The 17,544-nt window shown below is 52.1% G+C and carries 26 protein-coding genes and 2 pseudogenes; 8 read left to right on the forward strand and 20 right to left on the reverse strand.

The genetic code is table 11. The annotated features are described in order from the left end of the window. Positions 1-2 precede the first annotated feature (2 nt). Entirely contained in the window at positions 3-170 is a 168-nt protein-coding gene (locus MN084_RS12665; RefSeq protein WP_241086144.1) for a hypothetical protein, read from the forward strand. Between the two features lie 4 nt (positions 171-174). Here MN084_RS12665 and MN084_RS12670 read toward each other — a convergent pair whose 3' ends face one another. Continuing rightward, the gene (locus MN084_RS12670; protein WP_241086143.1) at positions 175-387 is read right to left on the reverse strand and encodes a dodecin; all 213 of its coding nucleotides are present in this window, start codon (positions 385-387) and stop codon (positions 175-177) included. Between the two features lie 75 nt (positions 388-462). On the opposite strand from MN084_RS12670, the gene MN084_RS12675 reads away from it, so the two are divergent. The 3 genes from MN084_RS12675 (at position 463) to MN084_RS12685 (ending at position 1,955) form a co-directional block, all read left to right on the forward strand. Beyond that, positions 463-591 (forward strand): hypothetical protein, encoded by a 129-nt coding sequence (locus tag MN084_RS12675; RefSeq protein ID WP_277400283.1) that lies wholly within the window; start codon positions 463-465, stop codon positions 589-591. A 291-nt stretch (positions 592-882) separates the two neighbouring features. After that, positions 883-1,257 carry a hypothetical protein gene (locus tag MN084_RS12680; RefSeq protein ID WP_330178083.1) on the forward strand — a complete coding sequence of 125 codons (375 nt, stop codon included), beginning with the start codon at positions 883-885 and terminating at the stop codon, positions 1,255-1,257. Then, on the forward strand, positions 1,257-1,955 hold the full coding sequence (locus MN084_RS12685) for an MBL fold metallo-hydrolase (RefSeq protein ID WP_320416395.1): 699 nt from the start codon (positions 1,257-1,259) through the stop codon (positions 1,953-1,955). Before MN084_RS12680 ends, MN084_RS12685 begins: the two co-directional genes overlap by 1 nt. A gap of 29 nt (positions 1,956-1,984) precedes the next feature. On the opposite strand, the gene MN084_RS12690 is transcribed toward MN084_RS12685, so the two are convergent. Together MN084_RS12690 and MN084_RS12695 are read right to left on the reverse strand one after the other, a co-directional pair. Further along, positions 1,985-2,239, reverse strand: a complete 255-nt coding sequence (locus MN084_RS12690; RefSeq protein WP_241086142.1) for an antitoxin Xre/MbcA/ParS toxin-binding domain-containing protein — start codon at positions 2,237-2,239, stop codon at positions 1,985-1,987. A 313-nt stretch (positions 2,240-2,552) separates the two neighbouring features. Beyond that, entirely contained in the window at positions 2,553-2,786 is a 234-nt protein-coding gene (locus MN084_RS12695) for a hypothetical protein (protein ID WP_241086141.1), read from the reverse strand. 205 nt (positions 2,787-2,991) lie between these two features. Between MN084_RS12695 and MN084_RS12700 the strand changes: the two genes are divergently transcribed. Genes MN084_RS12700 through MN084_RS12710 form a run of 3 tightly spaced genes read left to right on the forward strand, consistent with a single transcriptional unit; the run spans position 2,992 to position 5,136 of the window. Further along, complete coding sequence (locus MN084_RS12700) at positions 2,992-3,885, forward strand: phosphoribosylaminoimidazolesuccinocarboxamide synthase (RefSeq protein WP_241086140.1); 894 nt, start codon at positions 2,992-2,994, stop codon at positions 3,883-3,885. A gap of 8 nt (positions 3,886-3,893) precedes the next feature. Beyond that, the gene (locus MN084_RS12705; RefSeq protein WP_241086139.1) at positions 3,894-4,151 is read left to right on the forward strand and encodes a glutaredoxin family protein; all 258 of its coding nucleotides are present in this window, start codon (positions 3,894-3,896) and stop codon (positions 4,149-4,151) included. Next, a complete protein-coding gene (locus MN084_RS12710) occupies positions 4,144-5,136 on the forward strand; it encodes a serine/threonine protein kinase (RefSeq protein WP_241086138.1) in 993 nt (330 codons plus the stop codon). The genes MN084_RS12705 and MN084_RS12710 overlap by 8 nt, the downstream gene beginning before the upstream one ends. A gap of 211 nt (positions 5,137-5,347) precedes the next feature. Here MN084_RS12710 and MN084_RS12715 read toward each other — a convergent pair whose 3' ends face one another. Then, complete coding sequence (locus MN084_RS12715) at positions 5,348-5,890, reverse strand: DUF58 domain-containing protein (RefSeq protein WP_241086137.1); 543 nt, start codon at positions 5,888-5,890, stop codon at positions 5,348-5,350. 130 nt (positions 5,891-6,020) lie between these two features. On the opposite strand from MN084_RS12715, the gene MN084_RS12720 reads away from it, so the two are divergent. Further along, positions 6,021-6,197, forward strand: a complete 177-nt coding sequence (locus MN084_RS12720) for a hypothetical protein (RefSeq protein WP_241086136.1) — start codon at positions 6,021-6,023, stop codon at positions 6,195-6,197. Positions 6,198-6,249: 52 nt separating this feature from the next. On the opposite strand, the gene MN084_RS12725 is transcribed toward MN084_RS12720, so the two are convergent. From MN084_RS12725 to gap, 16 genes and pseudogenes are all read right to left on the reverse strand, one after another. Then, positions 6,250-6,645, reverse strand: a complete 396-nt coding sequence (locus MN084_RS12725; protein WP_241086135.1) for a hypothetical protein — start codon at positions 6,643-6,645, stop codon at positions 6,250-6,252. 105 nt (positions 6,646-6,750) lie between these two features. Continuing rightward, positions 6,751-6,963: a hypothetical protein gene (locus MN084_RS12730; protein ID WP_241086134.1), complete on the reverse strand. Its 213-nt coding sequence runs from the start codon at positions 6,961-6,963 to the stop codon at positions 6,751-6,753. A 200-nt stretch (positions 6,964-7,163) separates the two neighbouring features. Next, complete coding sequence (locus tag MN084_RS12735; RefSeq protein WP_241086133.1) at positions 7,164-7,301, reverse strand: hypothetical protein; 138 nt, start codon at positions 7,299-7,301, stop codon at positions 7,164-7,166. An 86-nt stretch (positions 7,302-7,387) separates the two neighbouring features. Beyond that, a complete protein-coding gene (locus tag MN084_RS12740; protein ID WP_241086132.1) occupies positions 7,388-7,564 on the reverse strand; it encodes a hypothetical protein in 177 nt (58 codons plus the stop codon). An 11-nt stretch (positions 7,565-7,575) separates the two neighbouring features. Next, positions 7,576-7,906, reverse strand: a pseudogene (locus MN084_RS12750) (stage II sporulation protein M). Positions 7,907-7,945: 39 nt separating this feature from the next. Further along, positions 7,946-8,347 (reverse strand): hypothetical protein, encoded by a 402-nt coding sequence (locus tag MN084_RS12755; protein ID WP_241086130.1) that lies wholly within the window; start codon positions 8,345-8,347, stop codon positions 7,946-7,948. 58 nt (positions 8,348-8,405) lie between these two features. Further along, positions 8,406-8,753, reverse strand: coding sequence for an RDD family protein (locus MN084_RS12760; RefSeq protein ID WP_445083830.1), 348 nt, complete (start codon positions 8,751-8,753; stop codon positions 8,406-8,408). A 296-nt stretch (positions 8,754-9,049) separates the two neighbouring features. Further along, positions 9,050-10,006: a BPSS1780 family membrane protein gene (locus MN084_RS12765; protein ID WP_241086129.1), complete on the reverse strand. Its 957-nt coding sequence runs from the start codon at positions 10,004-10,006 to the stop codon at positions 9,050-9,052. Then, positions 9,993-10,145: a hypothetical protein gene (locus MN084_RS12770; RefSeq protein WP_241086128.1), complete on the reverse strand. Its 153-nt coding sequence runs from the start codon at positions 10,143-10,145 to the stop codon at positions 9,993-9,995. Before MN084_RS12770 ends, MN084_RS12765 begins: the two co-directional genes overlap by 14 nt. Beyond that, positions 10,136-10,282 (reverse strand): hypothetical protein, encoded by a 147-nt coding sequence (locus MN084_RS12775; RefSeq protein ID WP_241086127.1) that lies wholly within the window; start codon positions 10,280-10,282, stop codon positions 10,136-10,138. The genes MN084_RS12770 and MN084_RS12775 overlap by 10 nt, the downstream gene beginning before the upstream one ends. Positions 10,283-10,728: 446 nt before the next feature. After that, positions 10,729-10,896: a hypothetical protein gene (locus MN084_RS12780; RefSeq protein ID WP_241086126.1), complete on the reverse strand. Its 168-nt coding sequence runs from the start codon at positions 10,894-10,896 to the stop codon at positions 10,729-10,731. 168 nt (positions 10,897-11,064) lie between these two features. Further along, positions 11,065-12,312 (reverse strand): annotated as a pseudogene (locus tag MN084_RS12785) (IS256 family transposase). Between the two features lie 242 nt (positions 12,313-12,554). Further along, a complete protein-coding gene (fba, locus tag MN084_RS12790) occupies positions 12,555-13,619 on the reverse strand; it encodes a class II fructose-bisphosphate aldolase (protein ID WP_241086125.1) in 1,065 nt (354 codons plus the stop codon). A gap of 68 nt (positions 13,620-13,687) precedes the next feature. Further along, entirely contained in the window at positions 13,688-15,145 is a 1,458-nt protein-coding gene (gene pyk / locus MN084_RS12795; protein ID WP_241086124.1) for a pyruvate kinase, read from the reverse strand. Between the two features lie 57 nt (positions 15,146-15,202). Continuing rightward, entirely contained in the window at positions 15,203-16,384 is a 1,182-nt protein-coding gene (locus tag MN084_RS12800) for a phosphoglycerate kinase (RefSeq protein WP_241086123.1), read from the reverse strand. 155 nt (positions 16,385-16,539) lie between these two features. After that, on the reverse strand, positions 16,540-17,541 hold the full coding sequence (gap, locus tag MN084_RS12805) for a type I glyceraldehyde-3-phosphate dehydrogenase (protein WP_241086122.1): 1,002 nt from the start codon (positions 17,539-17,541) through the stop codon (positions 16,540-16,542). Positions 17,542-17,544 lie beyond the last annotated feature (3 nt).

The following is a 17,544-nucleotide window of genomic DNA, read 5'->3' on the forward strand; positions in this document are numbered from 1 at the left end:
CAATGATGCAGAAGCTGGACGCCGCCCTGTACCACGATGGCAGTCTCGATTTCGAACCCTGGAAACGCCGGTTCAGAAGTCAGCTCCGCCCTGCCCCTTATCGTGCAGGCAAACGAAAAATAGATGATTCATTGAAGCCTCATCTGCCACCGCTTAATCCGACCGTTTAATCTCTTACGCATCTTCCAGGCGAAAACCGACTTTGATGGTCACCTGCCAGTGAGCCACCTTACCATCAACGATATGGCCGCGGATCTCTTGCACCTCGAACCAATCCATATTACGGGTCGCTGCCGAGGCACGAGCCAAGGCATTCTCTATCGCCTTATCGCTACTCTCGGTTGAAGAGCCGACCAACTCCACTTTCTTATAGATATGCGCACTCACATATTACCCCTTGGAGAATCTGCTGTTAAAAATAGGCACCATACGCATGAGTGTAGATTCCTGATGGATCTGTCGATGGCAAAATTGATTATCGACTATGCTTTGGTAACCAAAGAGCAGAACAGAGAGATCACCATGAGCAATGACCTTGCAGACATCACTCTCCACATAGACCAGGAACTATCCAGTGAGGATATGAAATAGCTCAAGCAGGTATTCTACCAGCGCGACGGCATAGAGTCAGTGCAGTCAAACGAGGAGAAAATACATCTCCTGATACTCAAATATGATCCAGAACTTATCAACTCAAGAGATATTGTGGATATACCCCGGTTTCTTGGAATGAATGCTGAACTCGTAGGCATCTAAACCATCCTGATATTCAAGAGGAGGTAGATGTCACCTCCAAGAGTGTTGGCGGCAGGGATGTATTCTCAACGTCTCTTGGAGGTGGTATTTCCACACTCTCCTGCACAGACTTTTTGAGAACTTACCTTGTTCTTCGTGATAATTTACCGATTTCTCGATACGCATTGGCACTCTATAATTCCGCAAACAGGCAGGAGTTCCTCCCTCAAGGCACTCCAGCAGACGCTCTTCATCTTCAACAACAGGCAAACAACCACTGTGAAACTTGCATACCAGGAACTTGAACAGGGCATCGCCTGCATCGAAACCTACTATCAACGGCCAAGTCTTGCCTGCTGCTACCTGGTCCGGGAAGGGGATGAAGCCGCCCTGATAGATACAGGAACAGCCCGGAACGTACCGCTGATCATGGAACTGCTGGCCCGCTACGGGCTGTCAGCAGACCATACGTTATCCCTACCCATGTTCATCTCGATCACGCAGGAGGGGCGGGGCAATTAATGGAACAGTTGCCCAAAGCACAATTAATTGTACACCCCTATGGCGCCCGGCACATGATCGATCCAACAAAGATTGAAGCCGGAACCATTGCCGTCTATGGAGAAAAGGCGTTTAAAAGAGACTACCTGGAACTGGTGCCAATACCGGAACAGCGGGTATTGGAGGCAGAGGATGGTTTCACGGTTGAACTGGCGGGGCGCAAACTGCTCTGCCTGGACACCCCGGGACACGCCCGCCACCACATTACGATCTGGGACGAACAGAGCAGAGGTTTTTTCTCTGGCGATACCCTCGGGATATCTTACCGGGAACTGGATACAGAAAACGGCCCGTTCATGATTCTCCCCTCCACACCGGTCCAGTTCGACCCGAACGCCTGGCATCAGACCCTGAACCGGCTGATGACCTATCAACCCCTGCATATCTACCTGACTCACTATTGCAGTGTCAATAACCCGGCCCCGCTGGTGGAAGCACTGCATCGGGCGCTGGACGCCTATGTGGAAATAGCCCTGGCATCCGATCCGGAAAACCGTCATCAATCACTTAAGCAGGGGTTGAGAGATTACTACCTGAAGGGTCTGCGACAGCACGGCAGCGACCTCAGTGAAGAGGAGATCGATGCCATCCTGAATATGGATATGGGTCTTTGCGCGCAGGGTCTGAAAATTTGGCTGAAGCGAAGAGGGAAGACGTAAGCCGAGAAAGCCTTGGGACCCAACAGATCCTAGCTAAAAGGACAATCCAGCTCGGCCAACACAGCAACCAGACCATCTTCAGCACCATCCAGCATAACTGACAGAGGAGCACGACCGAATCGACGGTGTTTCTGCCGGAGCCAGCGCCATCCCATACTTTCATTGGTGGGGTAGGTGGTGTGCAGAGCGCCGGAAATACGTATCACGTAGTCGATTCTGCGCTGAATACTCTCGTCTTCAGGAAGCGGCAAATGGCTGCATTTATAGAAGGTGCTGGCACGCAAGGTCTCCGGCGACCCATTACGATACGCATCTCCTCCACTCCCAGTTTCCAGGAATCGAGGATACTCATGGTTCCTTTTGTCAGGGTCAGTCTGTACTCCGAGGACATTCCACTCATCTGAACGCTTCCCCTTGCCTCTATATACCTACTATTTTACTACGGTATTAGCACAGTATTCAGTAATAGATTTACTATCATTTCATAGAGTCTATCCAAACAGCCGCCACCGTTTACGGTTGCCCGGCAGAATCTGGTTTGCAGAAACATCATAGGGTTTGAGTTTGCTCAAGACCCAGCCAAGCAGTGGAAGGTTGTTACTGTAATTCACAGGAGATCCCCAGATTATTGGGATCATAGATCTTTATAAACGCCGGGGCAGCCAGGTCATCTGGATAGGCAATGCCGTAGTAATCCTCATCATGCCCTTTGCGCAGCAGACTATCGATCTCATCCAGAAAATTGTGCAGATGCCCTCCGCTGACGTTCTTCTCCGGTAGCTTCTCACTCAGCGCATAGACATACCAGTCATCTTCCGGCTGCCCCTTCATCCACTGACCACCTTCCATAAACTACCTAGGTGGTACCAGCGAAGCGCTGAGGTAAAGCCAGCACCGGAAGGCAATCATAAAGGTCTTTTCGTGCTCAACCACTTCACTCATACCGGTTCTAGATCGTTAATTTGCACATAGATTATAAAGACCGGTAACAAACAGGTATAATTTCGCATTCGCTAACTAAATGGTTTTAACAGCCATGACCCAATCTGACGCACTGTTCGAATCCAACCTTCCACACCTGAAGCTGCTCAACCGCGGCAAGGTGCGAGACATCTATGATGTGGACCAGGATCACATGCTCATTATCACTAGTGACCGTCTCTCTGCCTTCGATGTCATTCTGCCCCAGCCCATTCCCGGGAAAGGTGAGGTGTTGACCAGGGTAGCCAATTTCTGGTTCGAACGCACCCGGGGAATCATCCCGAATCATATTTCCGGCAAAAACCTAGAAGAGGTGGTGCCTGACGCATCCCAGCGCGCCATATTGGGCGACCGGGCCATGGTGGTACAGAAGCTTAAACCCCTGCCGGTGGAAGCAATTGTACGCGGCTACCTGATTGGATCTGGCTGGAAAGATTATCAGAAAAGCGGCAATGTCTGCGGCATTCCATTGCCAGAGGGGCTGCAGCAGGCGGATAAACTGCCTGAGGCGATCTATACACCGTCTACCAAAGCAGCGATTGGTGAACACGACGAAAACATCAGGTTTGACAAAACCGTCGATCTATTGGGCCGGGAACTGGCTGAACAGGTCCGTGATGTCAGCCTGAGAATCTACACTGAAAGTGCTGCTTTCGCCCTGAAAAAAGGGATCATCATCGCCGACACCAAATTCGAATTCGGCCAGGACGATGAAGGCAACCTCTACCTCATCGACGAGGCACTCACCCCTGACTCCTCACGCTTCTGGCCGGCCGATCAATATCGCCCCGGCATCAGCCCACCGAGCTTCGACAAGCAGTTTGTCCGTGACTACCTGGAGACCCTGGAGTGGGATAAAACCCCACCGGGACCTGAGCTGCCGAAAGAGGTTATCAGCAAAACGGCTGAAAAGTACCTGGAAGCGGAAACCCGGCTAACCGCTAGCTAAAGCACTTGATGAAAAAGCAGCAGGAACAAGTCACCCTCCACAGCACCCGGCAGTGCAGCTACTGCAGACAGGAAAAAGCGTTTTCCAAACAGCGCAAGATACCCTTTGCCGAATTTGATGTAGAGCGCAACCGGCGTGCATTCACGGATTTTCAACGTGCCGGCGGTAGAGGGGTACCGCTGATTCTGATCGGCAAGCAGACGCTCAACGGATTCAACCCAAAGCAGTTGGAAAAGGCCCTGCGGCAAGCTGGGTTCAATGTCTGAAACCGATCAACACCCTTATAGCAGACTGATGCCGGACACCATCCTCAATGCGCTGGAATCGGCAGGCTACCAGCCCGACGGCGGCATGCTGACGCTCAACAGCTATGAAAATCGTGTCTATCAGATCGGGATGAATGACGGTCCACCCCTGGTGGCAAAATTCTACCGCCCCGGTCGCTGGAGCACTCCCGCTATCCTTGAGGAGCACCGTTTTTCCCTGGCCCTGGCAGAGAGTGAGATCCCGGTTGTAGCCCCCTTGATTGGGGAGAATGGAGAAACCCTGCATCAATTCGAAGGATTCCGTTTTACCCTCTTCCTCCGTCGCGGCGGACGCTGGCCGGAGCTGGAAAACCCGGATAATCTGGAATGGATTGGCCGGTTTATGGGACGAATTCATCAGTTGGGAGCCAGCGACTCCTTTCAATACCGTGCATCCATTAACCTGGATGAGATGGGACGGGATTCAATCCGATATTTACTGAAAAGTGGAATTCTTCCTCCAGAAATCGAATCCGGATATCGCCGAACCAGCGACCAATTGATGCAACTTATTGATGATGCATTCAACACCATGAAAGGGTACCGCGCCATCCGCCTTCACGGCGATTGCCACCCGGGAAATATTCTCTGGACTGAACAAGGTCCACACTTTGTCGACCTGGATGATTGCCGCACAGGCCCCGCCATTCAGGATCTGTGGATGCTGCTCTCCGGAGAGAGGGACGAGATGGCACTACAACTGAGCTACCTCAAAGAAGGCTATGAAACCTTCTATGAGCTAAATTCCAGAGAGCTGATCCTGATTGAACCCCTGCGCACCCTGCGCATGATCCACTACGCCGCTTGGCTGGCCCGTCGCTGGAGTGACCCGGCCTTCCCAACCGCCTTCCCCTGGTTCAATACCACCCAGTACTGGCAGGAGCATCTAGCCACCCTGGAGCAGCAGATACCGGCGCTAGAAGCGCCGCCTTTGCCGCTTTATTAAACCCAATCTGCTCGCTACAAGGCACCAGAGGCCTTAATGGTCAGGTAATTATTGACCAGTGCCTCGGGGCAACTGAGGCACCTGGAGGTCGAGGGCTATAATGCCCTGGTGTTTCAAAACCTCTAAGCTCTGGCGTCAGCTATCAAGGTACTCATTGACGGCATGGAATTTAAGCACCCCGTCAAAATAATGAACCGGCTCTGCCAGCGACTCATCCCCGCAGATTGGCCACCACCACCAAGTGCTTTCGTTTCAGCATCTGAACTCCCGTGATCAGATCGGCGCTCTCCTCATCACGAGTATTGGTGATGATAATGACCAGTGCCCGGCGCTGTCGCAGCGACATCAGCTCCCCTGCAGCCACCAGATAATCCGCGGCACTGAGCGTCGATTCCAGATCATAAGTCCGATACAGCAGCTGCCGCACCAAATTCCCGCCTTTTCGGGGAGGAAGCCAGCGGCGTGAGCCGCCAAAAGGGAGAAAACCCACAGCATCGCCCCGTTCTGCGGCGGCATGAGCCAGCAGCAACATCGCATTCAATGCTTCGTCTAGGTGCATCCGGCCAGTCTCTGCATGGCGCATGCGACGGCCGCAATCCAGCATGAATACCACCTGTTGGTCCCGCTCATCCTGATACTCTTTGGAGATCAGTTTGCGATAGCGCGATGTCGCCTTCCAGTCGATCTGCCGCAGGCTGTCACCAGCACGGTATTCACGCACCAGATTTTCTGTTCGAAATTTTCCAGGAACCACTGAACACCCCAGCCAATAGCAAACTGAAAATAATAAGCGTGGTCTTACCCCTCATTCTCAGCCTCCTGGCTGGAAAAAAGTGACCACTCCCGGGCCCCAACTCCTCCACCTGCTCCCTGGATGGCATCAAATGGCCATAAGCCAGACCGATCCACAGTCGGGTCAACTACTGAAACAGACCACTCTCCCCGCTTGGCCGTTCCACTATCACCAGTTGCAGACACTCGCCCTCGGTCGCACTATCCGGGATATTCAGCCGGTGCTGGTGAATAAATTACACCAACGATCCACGATACAGCAGACTTAACGCGCCCCTGAGGTCACCCTCATCCAGCCGTTTTCTCACAGCCGCGGCAATATCATCGGGGAGGCTTTCGGGGGGTAACATCCAGACCAAACAGAGAAACTGGCCTGTTTTGCACCCAGCTCTCCTTGGCTGGCCGCCACTGCAACCATCCCCGATTGGTCGAAATCCGGCACAACAGGTAGGACAACAGTCCACCGCAAGTCCAGAGCAGAAATTCAGCAACTAGGGCAAACCCCTGGCCGGAACCGCCAAAAGGATCGAACAGCCGCTCCCAAAACCAACCCCAGCCACTGGAACTGTCATTGGCATCACCATCCTTTTTACCAATATATTTCCAGGAGCTCTGCGTCTCCTTGTTGCCAAAATCCTCATGAGAAAGGATTTCGCTGATACTCTCTCTCGTTTCTTCATGGCCAATTTGCAGAGCCGATACATCCTGAACCGGCAAAAGAAACCGCAGACTAAACAGCAGTGCAAAGCAGTGATACCGGCAAATATCTTTCTGCGCTCCATCAGACGACGGAAGCTAATCTCTGTATCCTAGGCCTCCAGCTCACTCCGTCTGGTCAGGTAGAGTGCGAAGCCGCCTGCCACGTAAAAAGGGGCTATCAAGGATATTGCCGATATGTTGCAGCCACTCCTCCAGCCATCCTGGGGTAAAGATAAATTCGTTCAGGTCTATCCAACGCAGCTCCTCAGGCTGCAGCAGCATCACCATGAAGGAGAGTTCCAGCACTGTTTCGAAATGTAACCCGACCAGAGTCAACCAGATCCCCGCATACTGGCCCCGACCCCAGCACCTCGATCCGCTGTTTACGCACTTTACCCTTCAACTGCTCCAACAGGGCCACCGGCATATAAAAAGAGCGATTTGCGCTTAGACGACACCAACTGAGATTAGCCAGCAGTTGTGGCCAGACAATACCCTTCCCCTGGCGCAGAACTGTCCGGATTTGTGGAGGCTCATCAAACAGCCAGACTGAGCCAGAACAGCAGCAGGGGTTCGTAGAGTGGCTTGAACCACCAGACCAGCAGAATCACCAGCCAGAGATCGTCAGAAAACAGCAGCACCGCTAAAAGATAAAGTGGCAGTACCACCGACAACCAAAGCACCCAGAGTGGCAGAAACCATGGTGAAACCCAGATCCACGCCCTCCTAGGCGCTTCGGGATCGGATAGTGACGGTGATTTTATCGAGATCCACGAAATCCGGTTCCGGCAAAGCCAAGATAGAGTATAACCAGCAGCCACAGCATTCCGGCCACGCTGTATTTGATACTTATGGCAGCACCGCTTGATGACCAGAAGGCTTCGATAAAGGCCGCCGCCACCAGCATCAGGGCGTCCACGGCCCCTTTTTTTAGCACCTCCAGCCGACTCAACTGACCAGGAGCAACAACCCATGAGCTAGTATCAACCCAGCTGCACCGCAGGTCACGATAGCGGTCAATTCAAATGCACCGTGTCCACTGATAAAAGGCCAGAAAGTATCCTGATAACCGATGCGGGTCAGGTGCCCTGCTACCACCGTTCACTAATCCATTGAACAGCAGAAACAGAACACTGCCCAGCCCAAACGATATGCCACCGGCAAAAGTACGAAAGCCGACACCGATATTATTTGAGATGTAGAAACCGAACATGACAAAATCGATTTCAGAGCTTCTTTCTGAAGCCCTTCCGAGTTTGCGGTTCGCCGGATCATACATCGTCTTGGGCTATCTGCTGATCATCCATCAGGCTGTAGATCATCTCGGGATGGTGTAGCAATAGCCATCAACCAGCATCGCAGGTAACAGAAACAGGGCCGTTGCAAGCCAGAAATAACGGGCATTCTGCCGTAGAGTCCTGGGGAATTCAGCGCCGATAAAACTGAGCAGTCGCCAAAGGCCGGCACCACGCCTACGATACAGACGGCTGTGTCCGCGCAACACCAGACTGTGCAACTGGGCCCCCTCCAGCGCCGGACTATAGTGCCGACTTTGAGCCAGGGCGTAATGGTTGCAGGTCTTCCGATAGAGTTCCGGCAGGCGCTCATGCTCACCCCCGGCCAACTGCCGTTTACGTTTTGACAGATCCAGATCATCGAGTACCCGCTCAAGCTGCTGCCAAAGCTCACTGTTGAGTTGCTCAAATTTAACCTGGCGCACTAGCGTCCCCGCCCCAACCAGCTAGCATAAACATGAAGCCTCTCGCCTTCCTGGCCGGTTATTCCGCTAAGAATACCCGCCAGTTCGGCACTTCGGTCTGCTGACAACAGACTACTGCGTTCAGCAAAACCAATAGTGCCCGCTGTTCATCACCGGTCAGGTTACCCGGCGGGTGCTCAGGAGCAATATCAGGTAATTCCCTGCGCTCGCCTTGGGATTCCTGATAGATCATTAACGTCCCGGCAGCCAGATCACCGAGGCGCTTGAAGTCTCGGCTTGCCAACATGGATAACAGCCAAAATCCATACAAGAAGGGGGGGAAATCGGCCGCCCTGAGCAGGTTACGAATCAGTGACGAGGACCATGATACCGGGGTTCCGTCATCATGAACCACCAGGATGCCCATCGCCTTCTTCCCGGGTGTGGCACCTGATTGCAGCTCAAAAAAACTGGATAAAACCACTCGACAAGAAAGAGACCAATAAGAATGACGGCCATTCCAAACCCGCCAAAAAAGGCAAAGACGAGCGAGATGACCAGATAGAGCCCTGCCCGTATGGCCATATCGATTGCCCAGGTGCAAGCCCTGACCACCGGCCCGGCGATCCGCATCTCCAGCCTTATGCTTTCCGGCGTTTCGTAACTGCGCGATGTATCTAGCATCCCTCTATTTTTGTTCCCTCAGATTTAATATTAAAGTGATCATCTGTAGTAGATATCCCTAAATGAAACATAGATCGATGCCGTCATTACCGGCAACATAACCAGCAGACCCAAGCCCACCGGTATTGCCAGAAATAGAAATACCAGTGCCACCACTCCATAAAGCAAGAATGGCAACATATTCTTCCAGCAACCGACAAAACTCATCTTCATGGCATTGATAGCACTCATTCCCTCCAGAGCGACCAGTGCCGGGGCAAACCAGTAAGCCATAACAAGGGGAATGGTGAGGCCAAAACCCAATAACATTGCGAAAATAAATGCATTGCTGCCGAGCATTGCAACCAAGGCCTCAGGGGCTGGCGACGCTTGCCCTCCCTCCATTCCACCCATCATGCTGAAAAAAGCACCTCCTGCCACCAGCATGATCATAATGCCGATCAATATAAAACCAATAAGATAGAGGAGACCTACCAGCACCAGCTGGGCTGGGTTATTGGAAAATCCTGCAAAGAGATGGCTAACTTCAAAATCATCTCCCTGGCCCTGCGCCTGAGCTCCAAGAATAAACCCAGCCAATACCACCGGGGTAAAGAGAATGACCGCCAGAAAACCAATGAAAGGAATCAGACTACTCATCATTGCTAGAACAATCCAAACAACCATGGAGATAATCCAGGCCAAAGGATTCTGCCGGAAGTGCCAGAACCCCTTGGAAAGCCAAACCCAGCCATTCCCTATCGGCACACCAACAGGTCCACCGAAATCTCCCGCTTCCACTTCGGCCACTAAATCGGATTGAGGCACTGCATAAGGATTGTCCTGCAGCGGGGAGGGCTGATCAGCGTTATTAGCTTGACGTTCCTGCATCGCCAGATATTTTGAGAGAATAATGCCACACTCCAGACAGCTCTCTTCGGACAGCCGATCCGAGCCGCATTTTTGGCAAGCCCTTTTTTTAGGCTCGTCATTGGTTTCGCTTTCAGCCTCTGGCACCCTCCACCGGCTCCAGAGTGAGTCCGGAAAGGCCCGGTTCAGGATTCGTCGGTTCCAGCCTGATCACCATCCCCAGCTCCTCCAACGCCTCTTTGTAACTTTCTGCCTTGGCCTGGTTCAGCTCTTTCTTCAGTAGCACTTACCGCTGGCGTCCAGTAGTCTCTGTGCCTTCTCATCAGAAACGCCAAAACGCTTGATGAAGGCAACACAAACCTCCTCCTTGTCAGCACCGGTACGCAATTTTCCAGTATAGATAACCTTGAACAGTGCTTCCACTATCAAATCTCCTTTTTGCTAACCTGGACACTCATCGATTCATTCTATGTCATAGGAGAAAAAATCTACATCGCCAAAATCCTTATAGTGTGCTCTATACAGTAAAGAACAATACTTCTGAACAGAAGCCAGATAGCGGCAATCCTAAAAAAGATATGACAGGCAGCAACACAAAAAAGGGGCGCCGAAGGGCTTCGTCGTTTATTTTAATTTCCGGATCACCTAGCCGAAGCCCCCCCCTATAGGCTGCCTTCCAGCCCCCATCGCTGCTGGGAGTCATAATTATCTCGTCTCCCAGAAATAATGTGACCTAGGCTCTGAATGGCTCAATATGGCCTGAGAGTGCCTTAGATAAATCATTCACCATCTCATGAAACCACTCAGTGTCCCGTGGCAGCATGGGTGCGATATCATGGACCATAGTACTATGAGCCCTGAGTTCTTCATCAGAACTTCCGCTTTTCTGCTTCCAGCTCACTAATCATCGAGGTAATCTTCTCAGAGTTAGCCAGTGCAGGATTATCCATTATTGAGGCGACCAAGTTGTCAAGTTGCTTTTCGATAGTCCGCAGCTCGGTATTGACCTTCCGAATATTGGGTTCGAATTCAGCCATTATCTCCTTCAGTACAGCAGCAGCCTTTTTTCTAAACTCCTCGACGGCTTCCGGTCAGAATAGATCCTTTTTGATTGATGCAAGCAGCATCTCTTCTATTTCGGTGCGATTAACCTTCTGTTTATTTTTTCATGAGTTATAGTCAAATCTGGTGTTTAGCCAGTTGAATCAAGCGGCGACCTGATCAACTCCTGCTACCTCAACACCCTCTTTAAATTTGATTCCGGTTATCACCTTCGCCAGATAATCGAAACCCCGTAATCGTCTCCACGTCTTCTCGGCACACAGGCCGAGTTTGAACATCATGTATAGCATGCCGTCACGCGATAGGCAGCCCTTGGAACGCTTGGTTCGATGGCGGATTGCCCCGAAGGTGGATTCAATCGGATTGCTGGTCCGAATGCTCTGCCAATGCTGCGCAGGAAATTGATAGAAAGCCATCAGTTCCTCTCGATCTTTGTGCAGACAGATGGCGGCCTTCGGATACTTTGGCTCATACGTTTTGATAAACAGATCAAAGGCCTTTTCCGCATCGGCCTGGGTCTCCGCCTGCCAGATGTTGTGCAGTGCCTGCTTCGCTTTCGGCTGAGCTGACCTTGGCAGGCAGTTCAGCACGTTCATGGTTTTGTGCATCCAGCAGCGCTGCTGACGCGTCTCTGGATACACTTCCTCCAGTGCAGCCCAGAAGCCCATAGCACCGTCTCCGATTGCCAATTTTGGCGGGTTTAGTCCGCGTCACTTCAGTTTTAACAGCACCTCCCGCCAGCTCTGTGTGGACTCCCGTACACCATCCTCAATTGCCAGAAAATGCTTCTCACCACGCTCATTCACGCCGATCACCACCAGGGCACACAGCTTCGTCTGCTCTGCTCTCAATCCGCTGTAGACACCGTCTGCCCACACATACACCCAATGGCGCTTATCCAGACGCTCTTCGCACCAGCCCCGATATTCTTCTGCCCAGACCTGCTTCAGACGCGATACCCTGCCGGCCGACAAGCCTGTTGCATCCGAACCCACCAGCACTTTCAGAGCTTCACCCATCTCTCCACTGGAAATCCCCTTCAGGTAGAGCCACGGCAGCGCCGCTTCCAGTGACTTCGTCTTGCGTACATACGGCGGCACCAGAGCTGATCGGAACGTCACCGGCTCGCCGGTCTTCGCTCGTATTTTGGGGATCTTGACCGTGACCGGCCCCAATCCTGTCTGCAGTTTACGAGCTGGCAGGTGACCATTACGCACCACACCCGTCTTGCCATCCTCTGTCCGTCGCTCGACGTGCTCCGCCAACAACTCCAGCAGCTCGGCCTCCACCGCCTGGTAGATCAACTGCTCTGCACCGCTTCTCAGCAACTCTGTCAGCGGATCGATAATCGTATCGCGACCTGCCAGCTTAACAACGTTATTCTTACTCATGGTGGCGTATCTCCAATGGTTGTTTTGATGTCTCGCAACAACAAATCAACCAGATACCCCACTTTTTTTCAATCCCCTTCAAACAACACTTTCAGTTATAACTCTTTTTGCATACGACCGCGCCGCGCCGATGGACGCTTCCATTACTAGCGACGCTTAGAAATTTTTACAAATATCCAGTCTGTAAAATAAGTCGCAAATCCCTGAAGCGCCCCTTCTAAAGTACTGCATGGATTCAAAGATCAGCTGACTTTTGCATCCAGCTCGCCACTGGCGTAGCGGACCTGCATCTCTTCAATACCAATCACTTTGATCTTGGAAGCGTGGCCGGCAGCGCCAAAGGCTTCAAAGCGTGTCTTGCAGATCTCCATCATGCCATTGGTGGCTTCCTTGAGGAACTTGCGTGGATCGAAGTTAGACGGGTTCTCCTGGAGATGACGGCGTACAGAGCCGGTAGAGGCCATGCGCAGATCGGTATCGATGTTGACCTTACGTACACCGTGCTTAATGCCTTCTACAATCTCTTCAACAGGTACACCATAAGTCTGGCCCATCTCACCGCCATAGCTATTAATGATTTTCAGCCAATCCTGAGGAACTGAAGAGGAGCCATGCATCACCAGATGGGTACTCGGGAGACGCTGATGGATCTCTTTAATACGATCGATCCGCAGCACTTCGCCGGTAGGCTCCTTGGTAAACTTGTAGGCACCGTGAGAGGTACCGATGGCGATAGCCAATGCATCTACTTGTGTCTTGTTTACGAAATCAGCAGCCTCATCAGGATCAGTCAGCATCTGATCCATCTCCAGCTTGCCCTCTGCACCAACACCATCCTCTTCACCGGCTTCACCGGTCTCCAGAGAACCAAGACAACCCAGCTCGCCCTCGACGGATACACCACCGGCATGAGCCATCTCCACAACACGGCGGCTGACATTGATATTATACTCATAGCTGGAAGGGGTCTTGGCATCTTCTTCCAGGGAACCGTCCATCATTACTGAGGAGAACCCGGACTGGATTGAACGCAGGCAGACCGCTGGTGATGAGCCGTGGTCCTGGTGCATAACGATAGGAATCTGTGGGTAGGCTTCAATCGCGGCCAGAATCAGGTGACGCAGGAAAGGTTCGCCCGCATAAGCGCGTGCACCGGCAGAACCCTGCATGATAACCGGGCTGTCAGTGGCAACCGCCGCCTGCATGATAGCGTGGACCTGCTCCATATTGTTGACATTGAATGCCGGCATACAGAAGCTGTTTTCTGCTGCATAATCGAGCAATTGACGCAGGGAAATAAGGGCCATGGTTTTCTCCTTTTCTCTATAAAATTAGTTTCAAATATGTTGGGTCAGGTCTTACTGTCCGCTCAAACCTATTCCGGCAAACGGTGCTCGCCTACACGCAGAATCTTCATTACGTTGGTACCACCCTCAACGCCATTCAGATCCCCTTTCGTGATAACAACTAGGTCACCCTTGCGAACCGCGCCTCTCATTAACAGTTCGTCAATAATCTCTTCATTCGCCTTCTGACTGTCACAGCCGACACTCTCTGCTCCGGTTACATCGAAACTGACAGGGTACACCCCCCTGAGCAGGGTTACCTTTCTGCGTGTCGCGATATGGTTGGTCAACGCGTAGATAGGAATTCCGGAGCTGATACGAGACATCCACATCGGCGTTGAACCGGACTCGGTCAAGGCAGCTATTGCTGCAGCTCCAAGGTGGTTTGCCGTGTACATCGCGGCCATGGCAATAGCCTCATCGACACGACCGAATACAGAATTCAAGCGGTGGTGAGAGGTCGTTACCTTGGTCTGCTTCTCTGCCTCCCGACAGACCCGGTCCATCGCTTCCACTGCCTTGGCAGGATATTTTCCAGCGGCTGTCTCAGCTGAAAGCATAACGGCATCGGTACCATCGAGAACCGCATTGGCGACATCGAACACTTCTGCCCGCGTCGGCATCGGATGCTCAATCATCGACTCCATCATCTGAGTCGCCGTGATCACCGCTTTATTCATCGAGCGAGCCCGCTTGATTAATCGCTTCTGAACCGCAGGCAACTCAGCATCGCCGATCTCTACACCCAGATCGCCGCGGGCAACCATAATAGCTTCGGATGCCTCGATAATATCATCCACCGCATCCAGCGCTTCAGCCCGTTCAATTTTGGAGACGATACCGCCTTTGCCTCCCGCTTCCCTCAGCAAGCGGCGCGCCTCACAGACATCGTTCGCGCTCTGCACAAAAGAGACAGCCAGATAATCCGCGTCGATACTGGCGGCAAAAATGATATCGGCCTTATCTTTTTCAGTAAGGGCTGGGGCAGAGAGACCGCCACCTTTTTTATTGATCCCCTTGCTGTCCGATAATTTACCGCCAAACACCACCCTGCAAGAGACTTTGGCTTCACTGACATCGTTAACCCAGAGTTCAATGGCACCATCAGCCAATATCAGAGTATCGCCTCGCCGAACATCCTGGACCAGATCAGGAAAGGTCAAACCAACTCGTTCCTGATCGCCATCATTCAGCCCGCACTCGGCATCAAGCACAAACTCGTCATTCTCTTTGAGCAGGATCGGACCGTTTTTAAAGTGTCCAATTCTGATCTTCGGTCCCTGAAGATCCATCAGCACACCAATCTGCCGGCCACTCGCCTGAGCTCGGGCGCGTACCGCTTCAGCACGCTTCCGATGCTCATCATGGATTCCATGGGAAAGATTGAGACGTACCACATCAACACCGGCGCTGATTAACTCATCCAACACCCTTGGGTCGTCGGTAGCGGGACCCAATGTGGCTAATATCTTGGTTCTTCTAAGCATTTTCTCTCCGAGCCCAAGCGGGCCAATACTCACAGACAACAGGGGCTCTTTTGGGGATCACTCAGCAGCACGTGCTTCCAGCATGGCTACCGCAGGCAACTGTTTTCCTTCCAGAAACTCCAGGAATGCGCCGCCACCTGTGGAAATATAGGAGACTCGCTCAGAGATACCATACTTTTCAACGGCAGCCAGGGTGTCGCCACCACCGGCAATGGAGAACGCATCGGAATCGGCAATCGCGATACCCAGGGTTTTGGTACCCTCGCCAAACTGATCAAATTCAAATACACCGACTGGACCATTCCAGACAACGGTACCGGCAGCCTTCATCATCTCGGCAAAACGGGCAGCCGTCTCAGGACCGATATCGAAAATCATATCGTCGTCGATTACATCTTCCACTTTCTTCACAACGGCTTCTGCAGATTCAGAGAACTCCTTACCGCAGACAACATCGGTAGGAACAGGAATCTCGCCGCCCTTGGCCTTGGCGGCCTCCATCAGGCGCTTGGCTTCATAGACCAGATCCGCTTCATAAAGGGACTTGCCAACATTATGACCCGCCGCGGCAATGAAAGTATTGGCAATACCACCAACGGGAATCAGCTGATCGACGATTTTAGAGAGAGACTCCAGAACCGTCAGCTTGGTTGAAACCTTGGAACCACCGACAATAGCAGCCATTGGGCGCTTTGGATTGTCGAGGGCCTTACCCAGTGCATCCAGTTCACCTGCGAGCAGCGGACCGGCACAGGCAATCGCTGCATAAGTACCTGCACCATGGGTGGAAGCCTGGGCGCGATGAGCGGTACCAAAAGCATCCATCACATAGATATCGCAAAGTGCTGCGTACTGCTTGGAGAGTGCCTCGTCATTCTTCTTCTCACCAACGTTAAAACGGACATTCTCCATCAGAACAACGTCACCATCCGCCAGCTCTGGAAATGTCTCCAGGTAATCCTTGATCAGCCTGACCTCTCTCCCCAACGCATCTGAAAGATGGGTTGCTACCGGCTGCATCGAGAACTCATCCGCAGGCTCACCTTCGGTGGGACGTCCCAGGTGAGACATCAACATCACTTTGGCGCCAGCCTTGATACAATGCTTGATCGTAGGCATGGAAGCACGAACCCGCTTATCCGATGCCACTTTGCCATCCTTGATCGGGACATTCAGATCCTGGCGAATAAGAACACGCTTACCGGCGAGATCAAGATCAGTCATTTTGATGACGGACATGGTCTGAGTCTCCTTGCTACTGCTTTAAGTGGACGATAAAAGGGATTAGATGAAACCACTATTTCAGCTAATACCTCTTCGCAGGTTTTTGGGAAACTGAGAAGAAAAACAGGGCAGGCAATGCCTGCCCTGCTAATCTACAGATTTACAACCTGTCAGTTGGCAGCTACGTGCTTAACAAAACGCAACATGTTGCAGGTATAGCCGTACTCATTGTCATACCAGGAGACCACTTTGACGAAAGTACCATCCAGCGCAATACCAGCGCCGGCATCAAAGATGGATGACTGGACGATACCACGAAAATCGGTAGAGACAACCTTCTCTTCGGTATAGCCAAGCGTGCCTTTCATTGCACCTTCGGAAGCCGCCTTCATGGCAGCGCAGATATCGTCGTAAGAGGCCTCTTTCTCCAACTCGACAGTCAGGTCAACAACAGAGACATCGGAGGTGGGAACTCGGAAAGCCATACCCGTCAGCTTGCCATTGAGCTCAGGCAGAACAACACCAACAGCCTTGGCAGCACCGGTAGATGAAGGGATGATGTTCTCGAGGATGCCACGGCCACCGCGCCAGTCTTTCATGGAAGGACCGTCAACAGTTTTCTGGGTAGCGGTTGCAGCATGAACGGTGGTCATCAGACCGCGTTTCAGACCCCAGTTGTCATTCAGTACCTTGGCGACAGGCGCCAAGCAGTTAGTGGTGCATGAGGCAGCAGAGACGATGGCTTGACCAGCATATTCATCGTGGTTAACGCTGTATACAAACATCGGAGTACCGTCTTTGGAAGGCGCACTCTGAACAACCTTCTTCGCGCCGGCATCAATATGCTTCTGGCAAGACTCTTCAGTCAGGAAAAAGCCGGTGCACTCGATAATCAGATCGGCACCAATCTCATTCCACTTCAGGTTAGCCGGATCACGCTCAGCGGTCAGACGGATGGCCTTGCCATTGACTACCAGGTTCTTACCTTCAACAGAAACGTCACCGTCAAAGCGACCGTGTACTGAGTCATACTTCAGCATGTAAGCGAGGTAGTCTGCATCCAGCAAATCGTTGATACCAACGACTTCGATATCAGAAAAGTCCTTTGCCACTGCACGGAAAACCATACGACCGATACGGCCAAATCCATTGATACCAACTTTAATAGTCATTGT

This window comes from Candidatus Vondammii sp. HM_W22, assembly GCF_022530855.2.
GTDB lineage: Bacteria > Pseudomonadota > Gammaproteobacteria > Chromatiales > Chromatiaceae > Vondammii.

Excerpts from the sequence above, each read along its gene's own strand:
- MN084_RS12760 (WP_445083830.1), bottom strand. The coding sequence starts at position 8,753 with ATGGGCATCCTGGTGGTTCATGATGACGGAACCCCGGTATCATGGTCC.
- MN084_RS12695 (WP_241086141.1), bottom strand. The coding sequence starts at position 2,786 with ATGAAGGGGCAGCCGGAAGATGACTGGTATGTCTATGCGCTGAGTGAG.
- MN084_RS12705 (WP_241086139.1), top strand. The coding sequence starts at position 3,894 with ATGAAAAAGCAGCAGGAACAAGTCACCCTCCACAGCACCCGGCAGTGC.
- fba (WP_241086125.1), bottom strand. The coding sequence starts at position 13,619 with ATGGCCCTTATTTCCCTGCGTCAATTGCTCGATTATGCAGCAGAAAAC.
- gap (WP_241086122.1), bottom strand. The coding sequence starts at position 17,541 with ATGACTATTAAAGTTGGTATCAATGGATTTGGCCGTATCGGTCGTATG.
- pyk (WP_241086124.1), bottom strand. The coding sequence starts at position 15,145 with ATGCTTAGAAGAACCAAGATATTAGCCACATTGGGTCCCGCTACCGAC.
- MN084_RS12700 (WP_241086140.1), top strand. The coding sequence starts at position 2,992 with ATGACCCAATCTGACGCACTGTTCGAATCCAACCTTCCACACCTGAAG.
- MN084_RS12685 (WP_320416395.1), top strand. The coding sequence starts at position 1,257 with ATGGAACAGTTGCCCAAAGCACAATTAATTGTACACCCCTATGGCGCC.
- MN084_RS12780 (WP_241086126.1), bottom strand. The coding sequence starts at position 10,896 with ATGGCTGAATTCGAACCCAATATTCGGAAGGTCAATACCGAGCTGCGG.
- MN084_RS12665 (WP_241086144.1), top strand. The coding sequence starts at position 3 with ATGATGCAGAAGCTGGACGCCGCCCTGTACCACGATGGCAGTCTCGAT.
- MN084_RS12675 (WP_277400283.1), top strand. The coding sequence starts at position 463 with ATGGCAAAATTGATTATCGACTATGCTTTGGTAACCAAAGAGCAGAAC.
- MN084_RS12720 (WP_241086136.1), top strand. The coding sequence starts at position 6,021 with ATGGCCATAAGCCAGACCGATCCACAGTCGGGTCAACTACTGAAACAG.
- MN084_RS12800 (WP_241086123.1), bottom strand. The coding sequence starts at position 16,384 with ATGTCCGTCATCAAAATGACTGATCTTGATCTCGCCGGTAAGCGTGTT.
- MN084_RS12710 (WP_241086138.1), top strand. The coding sequence starts at position 4,144 with ATGTCTGAAACCGATCAACACCCTTATAGCAGACTGATGCCGGACACC.